The 19,237-nt window shown below is 61.5% G+C and carries 17 protein-coding genes; 16 read left to right on the top strand and 1 reads right to left on the bottom strand.

Annotated features, from left to right (window positions below):
- Positions 1-111 precede the first annotated feature (111 nt).
- Positions 112-894, bottom strand: a complete 783-nt coding sequence (map, locus tag AACY13_RS13595; RefSeq protein ID WP_339462110.1) for a type I methionyl aminopeptidase — start codon at positions 892-894, stop codon at positions 112-114.
- Between the two features lie 274 nt (positions 895-1,168).
- Between map and rpsB the strand changes: the two genes are divergently transcribed.
- The 16 genes from rpsB (at position 1,169) to dnaE (ending at position 19,236) form a co-directional block, all read left to right on the top strand.
- The gene (gene rpsB / locus AACY13_RS13590; protein ID WP_339462109.1) at positions 1,169-1,912 is read left to right on the top strand and encodes a 30S ribosomal protein S2; all 744 of its coding nucleotides are present in this window, start codon (positions 1,169-1,171) and stop codon (positions 1,910-1,912) included.
- A 183-nt stretch (positions 1,913-2,095) separates the two neighbouring features.
- A complete protein-coding gene (tsf, locus tag AACY13_RS13585; protein ID WP_339462108.1) occupies positions 2,096-2,965 on the top strand; it encodes a translation elongation factor Ts in 870 nt (289 codons plus the stop codon).
- Positions 2,966-3,150: 185 nt separating this feature from the next.
- Positions 3,151-3,894 (top strand): UMP kinase, encoded by a 744-nt coding sequence (pyrH, locus tag AACY13_RS13580; protein WP_339462107.1) that lies wholly within the window; start codon positions 3,151-3,153, stop codon positions 3,892-3,894.
- Positions 3,891-4,448, top strand: a complete 558-nt coding sequence (gene frr, locus AACY13_RS13575) for a ribosome recycling factor (RefSeq protein ID WP_339462106.1) — start codon at positions 3,891-3,893, stop codon at positions 4,446-4,448. The genes pyrH and frr overlap by 4 nt, the downstream gene beginning before the upstream one ends.
- 16 nt (positions 4,449-4,464) lie before the next feature.
- Entirely contained in the window at positions 4,465-5,220 is a 756-nt protein-coding gene (gene uppS, locus AACY13_RS13570) for a polyprenyl diphosphate synthase (protein ID WP_339462105.1), read from the top strand.
- Positions 5,220-6,035, top strand: coding sequence for a phosphatidate cytidylyltransferase (locus tag AACY13_RS13565; RefSeq protein ID WP_339462104.1), 816 nt, complete (start codon positions 5,220-5,222; stop codon positions 6,033-6,035). Before uppS ends, AACY13_RS13565 begins: the two co-directional genes overlap by 1 nt.
- Complete coding sequence (ispC, locus tag AACY13_RS13560) at positions 6,032-7,231, top strand: 1-deoxy-D-xylulose-5-phosphate reductoisomerase (protein WP_339462103.1); 1,200 nt, start codon at positions 6,032-6,034, stop codon at positions 7,229-7,231. The genes AACY13_RS13565 and ispC overlap by 4 nt, the downstream gene beginning before the upstream one ends.
- Positions 7,231-8,583, top strand: coding sequence for a sigma E protease regulator RseP (gene rseP / locus AACY13_RS13555; RefSeq protein ID WP_339462102.1), 1,353 nt, complete (start codon positions 7,231-7,233; stop codon positions 8,581-8,583). The genes ispC and rseP overlap by 1 nt, the downstream gene beginning before the upstream one ends.
- Before the next feature lie 73 nt (positions 8,584-8,656).
- The gene (gene bamA, locus AACY13_RS13550; RefSeq protein ID WP_339462101.1) at positions 8,657-11,017 is read left to right on the top strand and encodes an outer membrane protein assembly factor BamA; all 2,361 of its coding nucleotides are present in this window, start codon (positions 8,657-8,659) and stop codon (positions 11,015-11,017) included.
- Positions 11,018-11,059: 42 nt separating this feature from the next.
- Positions 11,060-11,563: an OmpH family outer membrane protein gene (locus tag AACY13_RS13545; protein WP_339462100.1), complete on the top strand. Its 504-nt coding sequence runs from the start codon at positions 11,060-11,062 to the stop codon at positions 11,561-11,563.
- Positions 11,563-12,624 (top strand): UDP-3-O-(3-hydroxymyristoyl)glucosamine N-acyltransferase, encoded by a 1,062-nt coding sequence (lpxD, locus tag AACY13_RS13540; protein ID WP_339462350.1) that lies wholly within the window; start codon positions 11,563-11,565, stop codon positions 12,622-12,624. The genes AACY13_RS13545 and lpxD overlap by 1 nt, the downstream gene beginning before the upstream one ends.
- A gap of 48 nt (positions 12,625-12,672) precedes the next feature.
- Positions 12,673-13,113 carry a 3-hydroxyacyl-ACP dehydratase FabZ gene (gene fabZ, locus AACY13_RS13535; protein ID WP_339462099.1) on the top strand — a complete coding sequence of 147 codons (441 nt, stop codon included), beginning with the start codon at positions 12,673-12,675 and terminating at the stop codon, positions 13,111-13,113.
- Positions 13,110-13,886 carry an acyl-ACP--UDP-N-acetylglucosamine O-acyltransferase gene (gene lpxA, locus AACY13_RS13530; RefSeq protein WP_339462098.1) on the top strand — a complete coding sequence of 259 codons (777 nt, stop codon included), beginning with the start codon at positions 13,110-13,112 and terminating at the stop codon, positions 13,884-13,886. The genes fabZ and lpxA overlap by 4 nt, the downstream gene beginning before the upstream one ends.
- 3 nt (positions 13,887-13,889) lie before the next feature.
- Complete coding sequence (gene lpxB / locus AACY13_RS13525; protein ID WP_339462097.1) at positions 13,890-15,023, top strand: lipid-A-disaccharide synthase; 1,134 nt, start codon at positions 13,890-13,892, stop codon at positions 15,021-15,023.
- Entirely contained in the window at positions 15,023-15,619 is a 597-nt protein-coding gene (rnhB, locus tag AACY13_RS13520; RefSeq protein ID WP_339462096.1) for a ribonuclease HII, read from the top strand. Before lpxB ends, rnhB begins: the two co-directional genes overlap by 1 nt.
- Positions 15,620-15,717: 98 nt before the next feature.
- Complete coding sequence (gene dnaE, locus AACY13_RS13515; protein WP_339462095.1) at positions 15,718-19,236, top strand: DNA polymerase III subunit alpha; 3,519 nt, start codon at positions 15,718-15,720, stop codon at positions 19,234-19,236.
- The last annotated feature ends 1 nt before the right edge of the window (position 19,237 follow it).

The raw sequence follows: 19,237 nt of genomic DNA, 5'->3' as shown, positions 1-19,237 counted from the left end.
ACAGGCGAGGAAGCGGAGTGTACTTTTGTACATGAGCATTCCGACTGGGCTCGCACCCGAGTCTGTTTTTAACGCAGCAGGGCCGACGCGCAGCAGACTCTGAGTAGGTTCTCAGGCCGAGGTGCGCGGGATGCTGTCATCGCTGCGCAGGGTAAAGATCTCGTAACCGTCGGCGGTCACCAGGATGGTGTGCTCCCACTGGGCGGAGAGCTTGCGGTCCTTGGTGATGGCGGTCCAGCCGTCACCCAGGGTGCGGGTTTCCGCGCGGCCCTGATTGATCATCGGCTCGATGGTGAAGCACATGCCTTCCTGCAGTTCCATACCGGTGCCGGCGCGGCCGTAATGCAGCACCTGAGGCTCTTCATGGAATACCGCGCCAATGCCATGGCCGCAGTATTCGCGCACCACGGAGAAACCGTTTTTCTCGGCGTGCTTCTGGATCACCTCGCCGATATCGCCCAGGCGGGTACCAGGCTTGACCAGTTCGATGCCCTTGTACATGCACTCCTGGGTGATCTTGGCCAGGCGCTCAGCCCACTCCGGCACCTTGCCGACCATAAACATCTTGCTGGTGTCGCCGTGATAGCCGTCCTTGATCACGGTCACGTCGATATTGAGCACGTCGCCTTCCTTCAGCGGCTTCTCGTTGGGGATGCCGTGGCAGACCACGTGGTTGACCGAGGTGCAGATCGACTTGGGGAAGCCTTTATAGTTGAGCGGTGCGGGAATGGCCTGCTGCACGTTGACGATATAGTCGTGGCAGATGCGATCGAGTTCTTCGGTGGTGACGCCGGGTTTGACGTGCTCGCCGATCATTTCCAGAACTTCGGCAGCCAGGCGACCGGCTACGCGCATTTTCTCGATTTCGGCGGGCGTTTTGATGGTGACGGTCATATGCGGCTCTCGAACGCGAACAGAAAGGGCGTTATCTTAGCAGCTTCAAGGCGCAAGCCATAAGCCGCAAGCAGAGTGCTTGGCGACTCGGTGTATGAAGCCTGTAGCTTGCTGCGGCCCTTTATGGTATAAAACGCGCCGCTTTACGGGCTGTGTGCCCGAAAGCTTAAACCCACACACGTATCGACACGGTTTCCTGGGTGCCTTGCGGCGAGTTCGCACGGTTGGAAATCGGGATACGTGGAGGCCTAACCCGACTTATCAAGGAACTATCATGTCCCAAGTCAATATGCGCGATATGCTGAAGGCCGGTGTGCACTTCGGCCACCAGACCCGTTACTGGAACCCGAAAATGGGCAAGTACATTTTCGGCGCGCGCAACAAGATCCACATCATCAACCTTGAAAAAACCCTGCCGATGTTCAACGACGCGCTGTCCTTCGTTGAAAAGCTGGCCTCGGGCAAAAACAAGATTCTGTTCGTCGGCACCAAGCGTTCCGCTGGCAAGATCGTTGCTGAAGAAGCAGCACGTTGCGGTTCGCCGTACGTCGATCATCGCTGGTTGGGCGGCATGCTGACCAACTACAAGACCATCCGCGCCTCGATCAAGCGTCTGCGTGATCTGGAAGTTCAGTCCCAGGACGGCACTTTCACCAAGCTGACCAAGAAAGAAGCCCTGATGCGCACTCGTGATCTGGAAAAACTGGATCGCAGCCTGGGTGGTATCAAGGACATGGGCGGTCTGCCAGACGCTCTGTTCGTGATCGACGTTGACCACGAGCGCATTGCTATCACCGAAGCCAACAAGCTGGGCATCCCAGTTATCGGCATCGTCGATACCAACAGCAGCCCGGAAGGCGTTGACTACATCATTCCAGGTAACGATGACGCCATCCGCGCCATCCAGCTGTACATGGGTGCCATGGCTGACTCGGTAATCCGTGGTCGCACCAACGCTAACGGCGGCACCGACGAATTCGTCGAGCAAGCCCCGGCCGCAGAAGCTGCTGAAGGCTAAGTAAAACGCTTATAGCGTTTGCTTAGTTCGCAAAAAGGGGGCTTGGCCCCCTTTTTGCCACCTTGAAAACCATCGCCGACGTGCAGTTGCAATTGTTTCTGGTCATTGTCGGCAATGCGTTACGAATTGAGCGCCCGTTTTTGGCGGGTGGAATGGTTAACAACCTATCCAGAGGATTTTGAAATGGCAGAAATTACTGCAGCGTTGGTTAAAGAACTGCGTGAGCGTACTGGCGAAGGCATGATGGATTGCAAGAAGGCCTTGACCAAGGCCGGCGGCGACATCGAAAAAGCCATCGACGACATGCGGGCTTCCGGCGCGATCAAAGCTGCCAAGAAAGCCGGCAACGTGGCTGCCGAAGGTGCTATCGCGGTCAAGGTTGCTGAAGACGGCAAGTCGGCCGTTATCCTCGAAGTCAACTCGCAGACCGACTTCCTGGCTCTGCAGGACGACTTCAAGAACTTCGTGACCAGCAGCATCGAAAAAGCCTTCGCCGACCAACTGACCGACGCAGCCCCGCTGATCGCCGCTCAGGAAGCTGCCCGTGAAGCTCTGGTAGCCAAGGTTGGCGAGAACGTCAATATTCGTCGTCTGGCGCGCGTTGAAGGCGATGTGGTCAATGCCTACCTGCACGGCAACAAGATCGGTGTTGTGGTTGTCCTGAAAGGCGGCGACGCCGATCTGGCCAAGGACATCGCCATGCACGTAGCGGCGAGCAACCCTGAGTTCCTGCTGGCTTCGGAAGTTTCCGCTGACGCCATCGAGCGCGAAAAAGCCGTGTTCATGAGTCTCAACGAAGACAAGATCAAGGGCAAGCCGGCCGAAATCGTCGAGAAGATGGTGGGTGGTCGTATCCAGAAGTTCCTCGCTGAAGCCAGTCTGGTTGAGCAGGCCTTCGTCAAGGATCCGGAAATCAAGGTCGGTGCGCTGGCCAAGAAAGCCGGTGCCGAAATCGTTTCCTTCACCCGCTTCCAGGTAGGCGAAGGCATCGAGAAGCCGGTCGACAACTTCGCTGAAGAAGTTGCTGCCCAGCTGGCTGCCAGCAAGCAGTAAGACAGCTACCGCTGTCGCCCCGAAGAGGCTGCCCGCTAACGCGCGCGGCCTCTTTGTCAAATCAGGGGGGTGGCTGTAACGGGTGGATTGGGCTCTGCTGCCAACCGCTCAGGGCGCTTCGAAGCGCTCGATAATAGCGGCCCTTGGGGTCGCAGAGAATTCTAACGCCGCAGGAGAGACTGGTAATGGCTCAGCAGGTGAGTGGTCGTCAACCGCGCTATAAGCGCATTCTGCTCAAACTTAGCGGCGAAGCCCTGATGGGGTCGGAGGACTTCGGTATCGACCCCAAGGTGCTCGATCGCATGGCGCTGGAGGTCGGTCAGCTGGTCGGTATCGGCGTTCAGGTCGGTCTGGTGATCGGTGGTGGCAACCTGTTCCGCGGTGCGGCGCTCTCCGCGGCCGGCATGGATCGGGTGACCGGCGACCACATGGGCATGCTGGCCACGGTGATGAACGCCCTGGCCATGCGCGATGCACTGGAGCGTTCGAATATTCCGGCCATCGTCATGTCGGCGATTTCCATGGTCGGGGTGACCGACCACTACGACCGGCGCAAGGCGCTGCGTCATCTGAAAACCGGTGAGGTGGTGATTTTCGCCGCTGGCACTGGCAATCCGTTCTTCACCACCGATTCGGCTGCCTGTCTGCGCGCCATCGAGATCGACGCCGATGTGGTGCTCAAAGCAACCAAGGTGGACGGTGTGTACACTGCCGATCCGTTCAAGGATCCGCATGCCGAGAAGTTCGACCGTCTGACCTACGATGAAGTGCTCGACCGCAAGTTGGGTGTCATGGACCTGACGGCAATCTGCCTGTGCCGCGACCATAATATGCCACTGCGGGTTTTCAATATGAACAAGCCCGGTGCCCTGCTGAATGTTGTAGTGGGTGGTGCCGAAGGCACTCTGATTGAGGAAGACAAAGAATGATCAACGCGATCAAGCAAGACGCCCAAGCGCGCATGCAAAAAAGCCTGGAATCGCTGATTAACGCATTCAGCCGTATCCGTACCGGCCAGGCTCACCCGAGCATTCTCGGTGGTGTGATGGTGCCTTATTACGGCTCGGACACCCCGCTGAATCAGGTCGCCAACGTCACCGTCAAGGATTCGCGCACCCTGCAGGTTGTGGCCTTCGAGCGCAATATGCTGGCCGCCGTCGACAAGGCGATCCAGAGCTCCGGGCTGGGCTTCAACCCGACCAACCTGGGTGAGTTGCTGCTGATCTCCATGCCGGCCCTGACCGAGGAAACCCGCAAGGGCTTCACCAAGCAGGCCCGCGATGCCGCCGAAGATGGTCGTGTCGCCGTGCGCAATATCCGTCGCGATGCCCTGAGCCAGTTGAAAGACCTGGTCAAGGAGAAGGAAATCAGCGAAGACGAAGAGCGTCGCGCCGCCGACGATATCCAGAAGCTGACCGACAAGTTCGTGGCCGAGATCGAAGTGGCTGTGAAGCAGAAAGAAGCGGATCTGATGGCCGTTTAACGGCCAGGGTATCGTCATGGACAAGACCAAAGACGGTAACCGGGTCGCTGTGCCGCGGCATGTGGCGATCATCATGGACGGCAATAATCGCTGGGCCAAGAAGCGTCTGCTGCCCGGTGTCGCCGGGCATAAGGCCGGTGTCGATGCGGTGCGTGCGGTGATCGAGGTGTGTGCCGAGGCCGGGGTCGAGGTGTTGACCCTGTTCGCCTTTTCCAGCGAGAACTGGCAGCGCCCGGCCGAGGAAGTCAGTGCGTTGATGGAGCTGTTTCTCGCTGCGCTGCGCCGCGAGGCCAGGCGCCTCAATGACAATGACATTAGCCTGCGCATTATCGGCGACCGCTCGCGCTTTCATCCCGAGTTGCAGGCGGCCATGCGTGAGGCCGAGGCGCAGACCGCTGGCGACAAGCGCTTCGTCCTGCAGGTGGCGGCCAATTATGGCGGTCAATGGGACATCGCCCAGGCCGCCCAGCGGCTGGCGCGGGAAGTGCAGGGCGGCCACCTGCGGCCCGAAGATATCACCCCTGAGCTGTTGCAGAGCTGCCTGGTAACCGGCGATTTGCCGTTGCCGGACCTGTGCATCCGCACTGGTGGTGAGCATCGCATCAGCAACTTCCTGCTCTGGCAGCTGGCTTACACCGAGCTGTATTTCTCCGACCTGTTCTGGCCGGATTTCAAACACGAAGCCATGCGTAAAGCCCTGGCCAATTTTGCTAGCCGTCAGCGTCGCTTTGGTAAGACCAGCGAGCAGCTGGCTGCCGAGGCGCGTAGTTAATGCTCAAGCAACGAATTATCACGGCGCTGGTACTGTTGCCTTTCGCCTTGGGTGGCTTTTTCCTGCTCGATGGTGGCTGGTTCGCCCTGTTTATCGGGGCGGTGGTCAGCCTGGGGGGGTGGGAATGGGCGCGCCTGGCCGGCTTTGCCGCGCAATCGGCTCGAGTAGCCTATGCCGCCGGCGTGGCGCTGCTGCTGCTCGGGCTGTATCTGTTGCCGGTCTTGGCTCCCTGGGTATTGCTGGTGGGGGTCGCCTGGTGGGGGCTGGCTACCTTGCTGGTGCTCGGTTATCCGGGCAGTAGTCGGTATTGGGAAGGCCCGGCGATTCGCTTGTCTATCGGCTTGCTGATTCTGTTGCCGGCCTGGCAGGGCCTGGTGCTGTTCAAACAGTGGCCTGAGGCGAATTGGCTGATTCTGGCGGTGATGGTGCTGGTGTGGGGCGCGGATATCGGTGCCTATTTCTCCGGCAGACGTTTCGGCAAGCGCAAGCTGGCCCCGCGGGTCAGTCCCGGCAAGAGCTGGGAGGGGGTGTTTGGCGGCTTGCTGGCCACTCTGCTGATTTGCCTGCTGGTGGGCCTCTATCGCGGCTGGTCGGGCTTCGACCTGCTCCTGGCCCTGGTCGGCACCGCCGTGGTGGTGCTGGTCTCGGTGGTCGGTGACCTGACCGAAAGCATGTTCAAGCGTCAGGTCGGGGTGAAGGACAGCAGCAACCTGTTGCCTGGCCATGGCGGCGTGCTCGACCGCATCGACAGCCTGACCGCGGCAATTCCGCTGTTTGCCGCGCTGCTCTGGCTGGCTGGCTGGGGCAGCCTGTGAGTCTTCTGCAGCAGGTCACCGTGCTCGGGGCAACCGGTTCTATCGGTCTGAGTACCCTGGATGTGATCGCTCGTCACCCGGCGCGTTACCAGGTCTTCGCCCTTTCCGGCTTTAGCCGTCTGGCCGAGCTTGAGGCCCTGTGCCTGCTCTACCGTCCGCGCTTTGCCGTGGTGCCCGAGGCCGATGCCGCGCGGCGGCTGCAGAGTGACCTGCGGGCCGCGGGTCTGGCCACTGAAGTGCTGCACGGCCCCGAGGGGCTGTGCCGGGTTGCCGCCCACCCCGAAGTGGATACGGTGATGGCGGCGATTGTCGGTGCGGCCGGTCTGCCGCCGACGCTGGCGGCGGTGGAGGCGGGCAAGAAGGTCCTGCTGGCCAATAAAGAAGCCCTGGTGATGTCCGGCGCGCTGTTTATGCAGGCGGTCAAGCGCAGCGGTGCCGTGTTGCTGCCCATCGACAGTGAGCACAATGCGATCTTCCAGTGCCTGCCCGGCGACTATGCCCGCGGCCTGCAGCAGGTCGGCGTCAGACGGGTGCTGCTGACCGCGTCCGGCGGTCCTTTCCGCGAGATGCCGCTGGAGCAGTTGCAGGACGTGACGCCCGAGCAGGCCTGCGCCCATCCCAACTGGTCGATGGGGCGCAAGATCTCGGTGGACTCGGCGAGCATGATGAACAAGGGCCTGGAGCTGATCGAGGCCTGCTGGCTGTTCGATGCCAGGCCCGCGCAGATCGAGGTGGTGGTGCACCCGCAGAGCGTGATCCATTCGCTGGTCGATTATGTCGACGGCTCGGTGCTGGCGCAGCTGGGCAACCCGGATATGCGCACCCCCATCAGTCATGCCCTGGCCTGGCCGGAGCGCATCGACTCGGGGGTCGCGCCGCTGGATCTGTTTGCCGTCGCGCGCCTGGATTTCCAGGCCCCCGACGAGCAGCGTTTTCCCTGTCTGCGCCTGGCGCGACAGGCGGCAGAGGCGGGCGGGACCGCGCCAGCCATGCTCAATGCGGCCAACGAAGTGGCGGTGGCGGCCTTTCTCGAGCGGCGCATCCGCTTCCCGGAAATCGCGCGTATCATCGAAAGCGTACTGAACGCCGAAGCCGTCCGGGCGGTCGAAAACCTGGATACGGTGTTGGCCGCAGATAAGCGGGCGCGCAGCCTGGCGCAACAATGCGTGGGCGGCAGTGGCCGCGGAGAAGTTTGATGAGTGCGCTTTATATGATTGTCGGTACCCTGGTTGCGCTGGGGGTGCTGGTGACGTTCCATGAGTTCGGCCATTTCTGGGTCGCCCGTCGCTGCGGGGTCAAGGTCCTGCGCTTTTCCGTGGGTTTCGGCACGCCTTTACTGCGCTGGCATGATCGCCGGGGCACCGAGTTCGTGATCGCCGCCATCCCGCTGGGCGGCTACGTGAAAATGCTCGACGAGCGCGAGGGCGATGTGCTGCCCGAGCAGCTGGAGCAGTCGTTCAATCGCAAACCGGTGCGCCAGCGTATCGCCATCGTCGCGGCGGGGCCGGCGGCCAATTTCCTTCTGGCCTTGGTGTTCTTCTGGCTGGTAGCGATGCTCGGCAGCCAGCAGGTGCGCCCGGTGATCGGTGCAGTCGAGGTTGGCAGCCTGGCCGAGGTGGCCGGTTTGCAGGCCGGCCAGGAAATAGTCGCAGTCAACGGGCAGCCGACCCTGGGCTGGTCGGCGGTCAATCTCCAGTTGGTACGTCGTCTTGGCGAGAGCGGCAGCCTGAGTCTGGCGGTGCGCGAGCCGGGCTCGACTGCCGACAGTCCGCGGCAGATCGCCCTGGATAACTGGTTGCGCGGCGTCGATGAGCCCGATCCGATTGCCGCCCTGGGTATCCGTCCATGGCGTCCGGCGCTTGAGCCGGTGCTGGCACAGCTCGACCCTGAAGGCCCCGCTGCGGCCGCCGGCCTGCAGGTAGGCGACCGCCTGCTGGAGCTGAACGGTCAGGCTCTGCAGGATTGGCAGCAGTTGGTCGATCGGGTGCGCGGCCTGCCGGGCAAAACCGTGGCCGTGCTGGTCGAGCGCGAGGGGCAGCGTCTGGAGAAGACCCTGGCGCTGGCGGCGCGGGGTGAGGGTGAGGCCCGTACCGGTTATCTGGGAGCTGGGGTGCAGGGCATCGAGTGGCCTCCCGAGATGCTCCGTCAGGTAAGCTATGGCCCTGTAGATGCGGTGTTCGAAGGGGCCAAACGCACCTGGAGCATGAGCGTTCTGACCCTTGATTCATTGAAGAAAATGCTGTTTGGCGAGCTCTCGGTAAAAAACTTGAGCGGGCCGATAACCATTGCTAAAGTGGCGGGCGCTTCTGCTGAGTCGGGGGTTGGGGACTTTCTTACCTTCCTGGCCTACCTGAGCATAAGTCTGGGGGTTCTCAATCTGTTGCCCATCCCGGTTCTGGATGGGGGGCATCTGCTTTTTTATCTGGTCGAGTGGGTGCGTGGTCGTCCGCTGTCCGAACGGATACAGGGTTGGGGGATGCAGATTGGTATCAGTTTGATCATCGGGGTGATGTTGCTGGCCCTGGTAAACGATCTGAGCCGGCTGTAACCGCTACTGAATTACAAATCTGTCGCACTTAGCGGCAGATTTTTTATTGTCAGTTGGAATAAGAAAGGACTTCATGAAACGTCTGCTGCTACCTGCGGTGCTTGCCGCACTGATGATCACCGAAGTTCACGCCGAGTCCTTCACCATTTCCGATATTCGCGTCACCGGCCTGCAGCGGGTTTCCGCGGGCAGCGTATTCGGGGCCTTGCCGCTGAATGTCGGCGCAGAAGCGGACGATCGTTCCCTGGTGGACGCCACCCGGGAACTGTTCAAGACCGGTTTCTTTCAGGATATCCAATTGGGTCGCGACGGCGATGTGCTGGTTATCAGCGTGGTCGAGCGCCCTTCGATTTCCAGTATCGAAATCGATGGCAACAAGGCGATCAGCAGCGAAGACCTGCTCAAGGGTCTGAATCAGTCGGGTTTGGCCGAGGGCGAGATCTTCCAGCGGGCCACCCTGGAAGGCGTGCGTAACGAGCTGCAGCGTCAGTATGTGGCCCAGGGCCGCTACTCCGCCGAGATCGAAGCCGAAGTGATTCCGCAGCCGCGTAACCGCGTGGCGCTGAAAATCAATATCAACGAAGGCTCGGTCGCGGCCATCCAGCACATCAACGTGGTGGGTAACACGGTCTTCTCCGACGAGGACCTGATCGACCTGTTCGAGCTGAAGACCACCAACTGGCTGTCCTTCTTCCGTAACGACGACAAGTACGCCCGGGAAAAGCTTTCCGGCGACCTGGAGCGCCTGCGCTCCTATTACCTCGATCGCGGCTATATCAATATGGATATCAGCTCGACCCAGGTGTCCATCACCCCGGACAAGAAACATGTCTACGTCACCGTCAACGTCGACGAAGGCGAAAAATACAGCGTGCGTGACGTCACCCTTAGCGGCGATCTGAAGAATCTCGAAGACGACGTGCGTGCCTTGCTGCTGGTCAAGGAAGGCCAGGTGTTCTCGCGCAAGGTCATGACCACCACTTCCGAGCTGATCACCCGCCGTCTGGGTAACGAAGGCTATACCTTCGCCAACGTCAACGGCGTGCCGGTGGCCAACGACGACGGCACCGTGTCCATTACCTTTGTGGTCGACCCGGGCAAGCGCGCCTACGTCAACCGCATCAACTTCCGCGGCAACACCAAGTCGGAAGACTCGGTGCTGCGTCGTGAAATGCGCCAGATGGAAGGCGGCTGGGCTTCGACCTACCTGATCGATCAGTCCAAGGTGCGCCTGGAGCGCCTCGGCTACTTCAAGGAAGTCAACGTCGAAACCCCGCAGGTGCCGGGTACCGATGACCAGATCGACGTCAACTACAGCGTCGAGGAGCAGGCCTCCGGTTCCATCACCGCCAGCGTCGGTTTCGCCCAGAACGCCGGCTTGATCCTCGGCGGCTCGATCAGCCAGAGCAACTTCCTGGGTACCGGTAACCGGGTCAGCCTTGGCTTGAACCGCAGCGAATACCAGAGCAGCTACAACTTTGGCTTCGTCAATCCCTACTGGACGCCGGACGGTGTCAGCCTGGGTTACAACGCCTTCTTCCGTGAGACCGACTACGACGAGCTGAACACCGATGTGTCCAGTTATGCGGTGGACAGCTACGGTGCCGGCGTCAGCATCGGTTACCCGATCAGCGATACCTCGCGCCTGACCTATGGCCTGACCATTCAGAGCGACAGCATCAGCACCGGGGTGTACACCGTCGACGAGATCTTCGACTTTATGGAAGAAGAGGGCGACAGCTACCTGAACCTCAAGGCGTCGATCGGCTGGTCCGAGTCGACCCTCAACCGCGGCGTGCTGGCCAATCGTGGCCACTCGCAGAGCCTGGTGTTTGAAACCACTGTGCCGGGCAGCGACCTGTCGTTCTTCAAGGTCGATTACCGCGGGCAGATCTTCAAGCCGTTGACTGATACCTATACCCTGCGCCTGCACACTCAGCTGGGCTACGGCGAAAGCTATGGCTCCACCAGTGAGCTGCCGTTCTACGAGAACTACTATGCCGGCGGTTTCGGCTCGGTGCGTGGCTTCAAGGACAACAGCCTGGGCCCGCGCAGTACGCCGAGCCGTGGTGAGGCTGTGACGGGCAATGAGGGCACCGAGAATGACCCCGATGATGATCCGTTGCCGTTCGGTGGTAACGTACTGGTGCAGGGTGGCGTCGAGTTGCTGTTCCCCATGCCCTTCGTCAAGGACCAGCGCTCCCTGCGTACCGCCCTGTTCTGGGACGTGGGTAATGTGTTCGACACCAGCTGCGGCAGCACCCAGACCAGCTGCAACGATATCGATCCAGGCGAGCTGGCCAGTTCCGTGGGCGTTGGCCTGACCTGGATTACCGCCCTGGGCCCCCTGAGCTTCAGCTTGGCCATGCCGATCGTCAAGCCGGACGATGCCGATACCCAGGTTTTCCAGTTTTCTCTCGGTCAGACCTTCTAGGTCTGATCATCGAACACCCACAGTTTTTGCAGGAGTTGCATCGTGCGTAAGTTGACTCAACTGGTTCTGTTAAGCGTTGCCCTGCTGGCAACTCCGGCCTTTGCCCAGATGAAAGTGGCGGTACTGAATTATCAGATGGCGCTGCTCGAATCCGACGCGGCCAAGCGTTATGCCGTGGATGCCGAGAAGAAGTTCGGCCCGCAGTTGAACAAGCTCAAGACCCTGGAAAGCGATGCCAAGCGCATTCAGGATCGCCTGGTCAAGGACGGCGACAAGATGCAGACCGCCGAGCGCGAGCGTCTGGAACTCGAATTCAAGCAGAAAGCCCGTGACTTCCAGTTCCAGTCCAAGGAGCTGAACGAAGCCAAGGCCGTTGCCGACCGCGAGATGCTCAAGAAGCTCAAGCCGAACCTGGACAAGGCGGTGGAAGAAGTGATCAAAAAAGGTAGCTTCGACCTAGTGCTCGAGCGCGGCGCGGTGATCGATGTCAAACCTCAGTTCGACATCACCCGCCAAGTCATCGAGCGCATGAATCAGCTGCGCTGATCATGAGTGCTACCGTGTATACCCTCGGCCAGTTGGCCGAGCGGCTGGGTGCCAGCGTCAGTGGCGCGGCCGATACCCTGATCGCGGGCCTGGCCACCTTGCAGGAAGCCGGTCCCGATCAGCTGAGCTTTCTGGCCAATCCGCAGTACCGTAAGTTTCTCAACGACTGTCGGGCCGGTGGGGTGCTGCTGACCGCCGCCGATGCCGCAGGCTATGCCGGCAATGCCCTGGTCGTGGCCAATCCCTATCTGGCCTATGCCCAGCTTTCCCACCTGTTCGATCGCAAGCCCCGGGCCTTGCCGGGGGTGCATCCGACAGCCGTGGTTGCAGCTGACGCACGGGTCGATGGCAGCGCCAGTATTGGTGCCTATGCGGTGGTCGAGAGTGGCGCGCAGATCGCAGCGGGCGTGACGGTTGGCCCCCATTGTGTGGTCGGCGCGCGCTCGTCGATCGGTGAGGGCGGTTGGCTGGCTCCGCGGGTCACCCTGTATCACGACGTGCAGATCGGCAAGCGGGTGGTCATCCAGTCGGGTGCGGTCATCGGTGGCGAAGGCTTCGGCTTCGCCAACGAGAAAGGCGTCTGGCAGAAGATTGCCCAGATCGGTGGCGTGAGCATTGGCGACGATGTCGAAATCGGGGCCAACACCACCATCGACCGCGGCGCTTTGGCCGACACCCTGATCGGCAACGGAGTCAAGCTGGATAACCAGATCATGATCGCGCACAACGTGCAGATCGGCGACAACACTGCCATGGCCGGTTGCGCGGGTATTTCCGGCAGCACCAAGATCGGCAAGAACTGCATGATTGCTGGTGGTGTGGGCATGGTTGGGCATATCGAGGTGTGCGACAACGTGTTTGTCACCGGCATGACCATGGTGACCCGTTCGATCACCGAGCCGGGCTCCTATTCTTCCGGTACGGCCATGCAGCCGGCCGCCGAATGGCGCAAGAGCGCTGCGCGCATCAGGCAGCTGGATGACATGGCGCGTCGCCTGCAGCAAATGGAAAAGCAGCTGGCCGCCGTGACCTCGGGCGCAGACTCTTCATCTGATGCCTGAGCCGGCGTTTGCCGGTTTCTTCTTCTTCTCTTACAGGCTTCTCTGGAAATGATGGACATCAACGAAATTCGCGAATACCTGCCGCATCGTTACCCCTTCCTGCTGGTGGATCGGGTGGCGGAGCTGGATGTAGAGGGCAAGTGCATTCGTGCCTATAAGAATGTCAGCATCAATGAGCCGTTTTTCAACGGGCATTTTCCTGAGCATCCGATCATGCCGGGCGTGCTGATCATCGAGGCCATGGCCCAGGCCGCCGGTATCCTGGGCTTCAAGATGATGGATGTGAAGCCTTCCGATGGCACCCTGTATTACTTTGTCGGCTCGGACAAGCTACGCTTCCGCCAGCCGGTGGTACCGGGCGATCAGCTGATTCTCGAAGCCCGTTACCTGAGCAGCAAGCGCAGCATCTGGAAGTTCGAGTGCAAGGCCAGTGTCGACGGCAAAGAAGTCTGTTCGGCTGAAATCATCTGTGCGGAACGCAAACTATGAGTTTGATTGACCCTCGCGCCATTATCGATCCCAGTGCCAAGCTGGCCGACGACGTCGTCGTCGGCCCTTGGTCGATTATCGGGCCTGATGTGGAAATTGGTGAGGGTAGCGTGCTTGGGCCTAATGTGATCATCAAAGGGCCGACCAGAATTGGTAAGCACAACCGCGTCTATCAGTTTTCCTCGCTCGGCGAGGATACCCCTGACCGCAAGTACAAGGGCGAGCCGACGCGTCTGGTGATTGGCGATCACAACATCATCCGCGAAGGTGTGACCATGCACCGGGGCACCATCCAGGATCGCGACGAGACCACCGTGGGCGATCACAATCTGATCATGGCCTATGCCCATGTCGGCCATGACAGCGTGATCGGCAACCACTGCATCCTGGTCAACAATGTCGCGTTGGCCGGCCATGTGCATATTGGCGACTGGGCGATCCTGTCCGGCTACACCCTGGTGCATCAGTTCTGCCATATCGGCGCGCACAGCTTCGCCGGTATGGGCACCGCGATTGGCAAGGATGTGCCGGCCTATGTCACGGTTTCCGGCAACCCGGCCGAGGCGCGCAGCATGAATTTCGAAGGCATGCGCCGTCGTGGCTTCAGTGTCGAGGCGATCGCCGCCCTGCGTCGCGCCTACAAGACAGTGTATCGCCAGGGCCTGACCATCGAAGCGGCATTGGCCGAACTGGCCGAGTCTGCCCAACAGTTTCCTGAAGTCGCGGTGTTCCGCGACTCGATCCTGGCTTCCCAACGCGGCATTACCCGCTAACTCATGGCGGCTCTAATACGTGTCGCGCTGGTGGCTGGCGAGGCTTCCGGCGATATTCTCGGTGCCGGGTTGATGCAGGCGCTCAAGGCCCGCTATCCCCAGGTGGAGTTTATCGGCGTCGGTGGGCCGCTGATGCAGGCCCAGGGCCTGAATCCCTATTTCCCCATGGAGCGCCTGTCGGTGATGGGCCTGGTCGAGGTGCTGGGGCGGTTGCCCGAATTGCTGGCGCGTCGGCGCAAGCTGGTCAAGACCCTGATCGCGGCCAGGCCCGATGTGTTTATCGGCATCGATGCACCGGATTTCAATCTGGGCCTGGAGCTCAAGCTGCGCCGGGCCGGGATCAAGACCGTGCACTATGTCAGCCCTTCGGTCTGGGCCTGGCGGCAGAAGCGCGTGCTGAAGATCCGCGAAGCCTGCGACCTGATGCTCTGCCTGTTTCCGTTCGAGGCGCAGTTCTACGATGCCCATCAGGTGCCGGTGCGCTTCGTTGGCCACCCCCTGGCCGATACGATTCCGCTCATGGCCGACCGCGTCGCCGCCCGCGAGGCGCTCGACCTGCCCCAGGACAGCGCCGTGGTGGCCTTGATGCCGGGCAGCCGGGGTGGCGAAGTGGCGCGCCTGGGGAGTCTGTTTCTCGATGCGGCGGTACGTTTGCGCACCCTGCGTCCAGGCATTCGTTTCGTCCTGCCCTGCGCCAGCCCTCAGCGGCGTGTGCAGCTGGAGCAGATGCTGGTCGGTCGCGATCTGCCACTGACCCTGCTCGATGGTCGTTCCCATGAGGCCCTGGCAGCCTGTGACGCGGTCCTGATCGCTTCGGGCACCGCGACCCTGGAAGCGCTGCTGTACAAGCGGCCGATGGTGGTGGCCTACAAGGTTGCGCCCATGACCTACCGGATTCTCAAGCGCCTGGTCAGCAGCGCCTATATCTCGCTGCCCAATCTGCTGGCCGAGCGTTTGCTGGTGCCCGAGATGATTCAGGATGCGGCCACCCCTGAAGCCCTGGCGCAGTTGCTGGCCCCCTTGCTCAATGGCGGCGAGGTGCAGACCGAAGGCTTCGATGTGATTCACCGGGCCCTGCGTCGCGATGCCTCGGTGCAGGCCGCCGAGGCCGTGCTGCAGTTGCTGGGGCGCAACTGATGCAATTGGGATTGGATTTCACCCTGGTGCAGGAACTGGTGGCCGGTGTCGACGAAGTCGGCCGTGGCCCGCTCTGTGGTGCGGTGGTGACGGCGGCGGTGATCCTCGATCCGTCGCGACCGATCCTCGGCCTGAACGACTCGAAGAAGCTCAGCGAGGCGCGCCGCGAAAAACTCTTCGACGAAATCCGCGAGAAGGCCCTGGCCTGGTGCATCGCCCGTGCCGAAGTGGAAGAAATCGACCGCCTGAATATTCTCCACGCCACCATGCTGGCCATGCAGCGGGCGGTGGAAGGCCTGAGCATCACGCCCAGGCTGGCGCTGATCGACGGCAATCGCTGCCCTGTCCTGCAGGTGCCCAGTGCTGCGGTGGTCAAGGGCGACAGCCAGGTGCCGGCGATTGCCGCCGCATCGATCCTGGCCAAGGTCAGCCGCGATCGGGAAATGCAGCAGCTCGATGCGCAGTACCCCGGCTACGGCATTGCCGGGCATAAGGGCTATCCCACCTCGGTGCACCTGGAGGCCCTGCGCCGCCTGGGGCCGACGCCGATTCATCGGCGCTCCTTTGGCCCGGTACGCGCCTTGCTGGCGGACTGATACGCCTGCCATCGCTTTCGGCTTGCAGCCTGTAGCCTGCCGCTGCCTTGGCTGTACAATCCCCTCCCTGTCGTTTTTGTGTTTGATATAGGACTGTCATGACTGCTTCGTTCGTCCACCTACGCCTGCATACCGAGTTTTCCCTGGTCGACGGCCTGGTGCGGGTCAAGCCGCTGGTCAAGGTGGTGGCGGCGGCCGGCATGCCGGCGGTGGCGGTCACCGACATGAGCAACATGTGCTCGCTGGTGAAGTTCTACAAGGCGGCCATGGGCGGCGGCATCAAGCCGATCTGCGGAGCCGATATCTGGCTGGCCAGCGCCGAGGAAGACGGCCCGCTTTCGCGCCTAACCCTGCTGGCGATGAACCCCAAGGGCTATCGCAATCTCACCGAACTGGTGTCCCGCGGCTGGAGCGAAGGGCAGAGCAACGACCTGGTGATTATCCAGCGCGACTGGGTCAAGGCTGCCGCCGAGGGGCTGATCGCCCTGTCCGGGGCCAAGGAGGGCGAGGTCGGCCATGCCCTGCTTAACGACGAGCCGGCGCTTGCCGAAGCCCTGCTGCGCGAATGGATGGCGGTGTTCCCCGAGCGCTTCTATCTGGAAGTGCAGCGCACCAATCGGGTCAATGATGAAGAACACCTGCACGCCGCCGTCGCTTTGGCCGATAAGGTCGGTGCGCCACTGGTGGCTACCAACGATGTGCGCTTTATCAAGCAGGACGACTTCGCCGCCCACGAAACCCGTGTATGCATCGGCGAGGGCCGCAGCCTGGATGACCCGCGCCGGCCGCGCACCTATTCCGACCAGCAGTACCTGAAGACCCCGGAGGAAATGGCCGAGCTGTTCAGCGACCTGCCGGAGGCGCTGGAAAACACCCTCGAGATCGCCAAGCGCTGCAACATCGAAGTGCAGCTGGGCAAGTACTTCCTGCCTGATTTCCCGGTGCCGGCTGGCATGACCATGGACGAGTATTTCCGTAAGGTGTCCTTCGACGGCCTGGATGAGCGCCTGGAGGTGCTGCTGCCCAAGGACACCCCGGATTACGACGCGAAGAAGCAGGTGTATATCGACCGGTTGAATTTCGAGCTGGATATCATCATCCAGATGGGCTTCCCCGGTTACTTCCTGATCGTAATGGACTTTATCAAGTGGGCGAAGAACAACGGCGTGCCGGTCGGCCCCGGCCGTGGGTCGGGTGCCGGTTCGCTGGTGGCCTACGTGCAGAAGATCACCGACCTCGACCCGCTGGCCTATGACCTGCTGTTCGAACGCTTTCTCAACCCGGAACGGGTATCGATGCCCGACTTCGACGTCGACTTCTGCATGGATGGTCGCGACCGGGTCATCGACTACGTGGCCGAGAAATACGGGCGCAATGCGGTCAGCCAGATCATCACTTTCGGCACCATGGCGGCCAAGGCGGTGGTGCGCGACGTGGCGCGGGCTCAGGGCAAGTCCTACGGCCTGGCCGATCGCCTGTCGAAGATGATCCCCTTCGAAGTCGGCATGACCCTGGAGAAGGCCTACGAGATGGAGGAGTCGCTGCGCGATTTCCTCAAGGTCGATGAGGACGCCCGGGAAATCTGGGAAATGTCGCGCAAACTCGAAGGTATCTGCCGCGGCACCGGCAAGCACGCCGGCGGCGTGGTCATCGCGCCGACCAAACTCACCGACTTCTCGCCGATCGCCTGTGACGACGAGGGTGGTGGCCTGGTGACCCAGTTCGACAAGGACGACGTCGAGTCCGCGGGTCTGGTCAAGTTCGACTTCCTCGGCCTGCGCACCCTGACCATCATCAAGTGGGCGATGGAGACCATCAACCGCGAGCAGGCCAAGCAAGGCTTGCCCGACCTGAACATCGACTTTATTCCGCTGGATGACAAGCCGACCTTCAGCATGCTGCAGAAGGCCGAGACCACCGCGGTATTCCAGCTTGAATCGCGTGGCATGAAGGAGCTGATCAAGAAGCTCAAGCCGGACTGCCTGGAAGACATGATCGCCCTGGTGGCGCTGTTCCGCCCCGGTCCGCTGCAGTCGGGCATGGTCGACGACTTTATCAACCGTAAGCACGGCCGCGAGCCGATTTCCTACCCGCACCAGGACTATCAGTACGCGGGCCTGGAGCCGGTACTCAAGCCCACTTACGGCATCATCCTGTACCAGGAACAGGTGATGCAGATTGCCCAGGTGATGGCGGGTTACACCTTGGGTGGTGCGGACATGCTGCGCCGCGCCATGGGTAAGAAGAAGCCTGAGGAGATGGCCAAGCAACGTGGCGGCTTTATCGAAGGCTGCACCAGCAATGGTATCGATGCGAACTTGGCGGGCAACATCTTCGATCTGGTAGAAAAGTTCGCCGGTTACGGCTTCAACAAGTCCCACTCTGCTGCGTATGGCTTGCTCTCGTATCAGACGGCCTGGCTCAAGGCGCACCACTCGGCAGCCTTTATGGCCGCAGTGCTGTCGGCGGATATGCACAACACCGACAAGGTGGTCACCCTGATCGAGGAGTGCCGCAGCATGAAGCTGCGCCTCGATGCGCCGGATGTGAACATCTCCGAGTTCAAATTCACGGTCAACGACGGCGGCTGGATCGTCTACGGCCTGGGCGCGATCAAGGGCGTCGGCGAAGGCCCGGTGGAGGCCATCGTCGAGGCGCGCGAGGAAGGACCGTTCAAGGATCTGTTCGACTTCTGCTCGCGGGTCGACCTCAAGCGGATCAATAAACGCACCCTCGAAGCGCTGATTCGCAGCGGTGCGCTGGACCGCCTGGGCCCGCATTTCCATGAAGAACTGAAAGCCTACAAGGCCAATATCGACCGCAACCGTGCGGTGTTGCTGGCGGCCATGGAAGAGGCGGTGCAGGCGGCCGAGCAGACCGCGCGCAGCCACGACAGCGGCCATATGGACCTGTTTGGCGGGGTCTTTGCAGATGCCGAGGCCGATGTCTACGCCAATCACCTGCGTGCCCGCGAGCTGTCGCTCAAGGAGCGCCTCAAGGGCGAGAAGGACACCCTGGGCCTGTACCTCACCGGCCACCCGATCGACGAATACGAGGGCGAAGTGCGCCGTTTCGCCCGTCAGCGCATCGTCGACCTCAAACCGGCCCGTGGTGACCAGACGGTCGCCGGCCTGGTGATCAACCTGCGGGTGATGAAGAACAAGAAGGGCGACAAGATGGGCTTTATCACCCTCGATGACCGTTCCGGACGGATCGAGGCCTCGCTGTTTGCCGAAGCCTTCAACAGCGCCCAGGCCCTGTTGCAGACCGATGCCCTGGTGGTGGTGGAAGGCGAGGTGAGCAACGACGATTTTTCCGGCGGCCTGCGTCTGCGCGCCAAGCGGGTGATGAGCCTGGAAGATGCGCGTACCGGGCTGGCCGACAGCCTGCGCTTGCGGGTCGCCAGCGACGCGCTGAAGGGCGACCGACTGCGCTGGCTGGCCGAGCTCTGCGGGCGTCATCGCGGCGCCTGTCCGATCACCGTCGACTACAGTGGTGCGGATGCCAAGGCCCAGCTGCAGTTTGGCGAGAGCTGGCGGATCGAGCCGGCGGACAGCCTGATTCAGACATTGCGTGACCAGTTCGGCCGCGACAACGTCTTTCTGCACTACCGCTGAT

This window comes from Pseudomonas sp. EA_105y_Pfl2_R69, assembly GCF_963970915.1.
Lineage (GTDB): Bacteria > Pseudomonadota > Gammaproteobacteria > Pseudomonadales > Pseudomonadaceae > Aquipseudomonas.
Note: the sequence above shows the minus strand (reverse complement) of the source record. Positions and strands in the feature narration are given on the sequence as shown.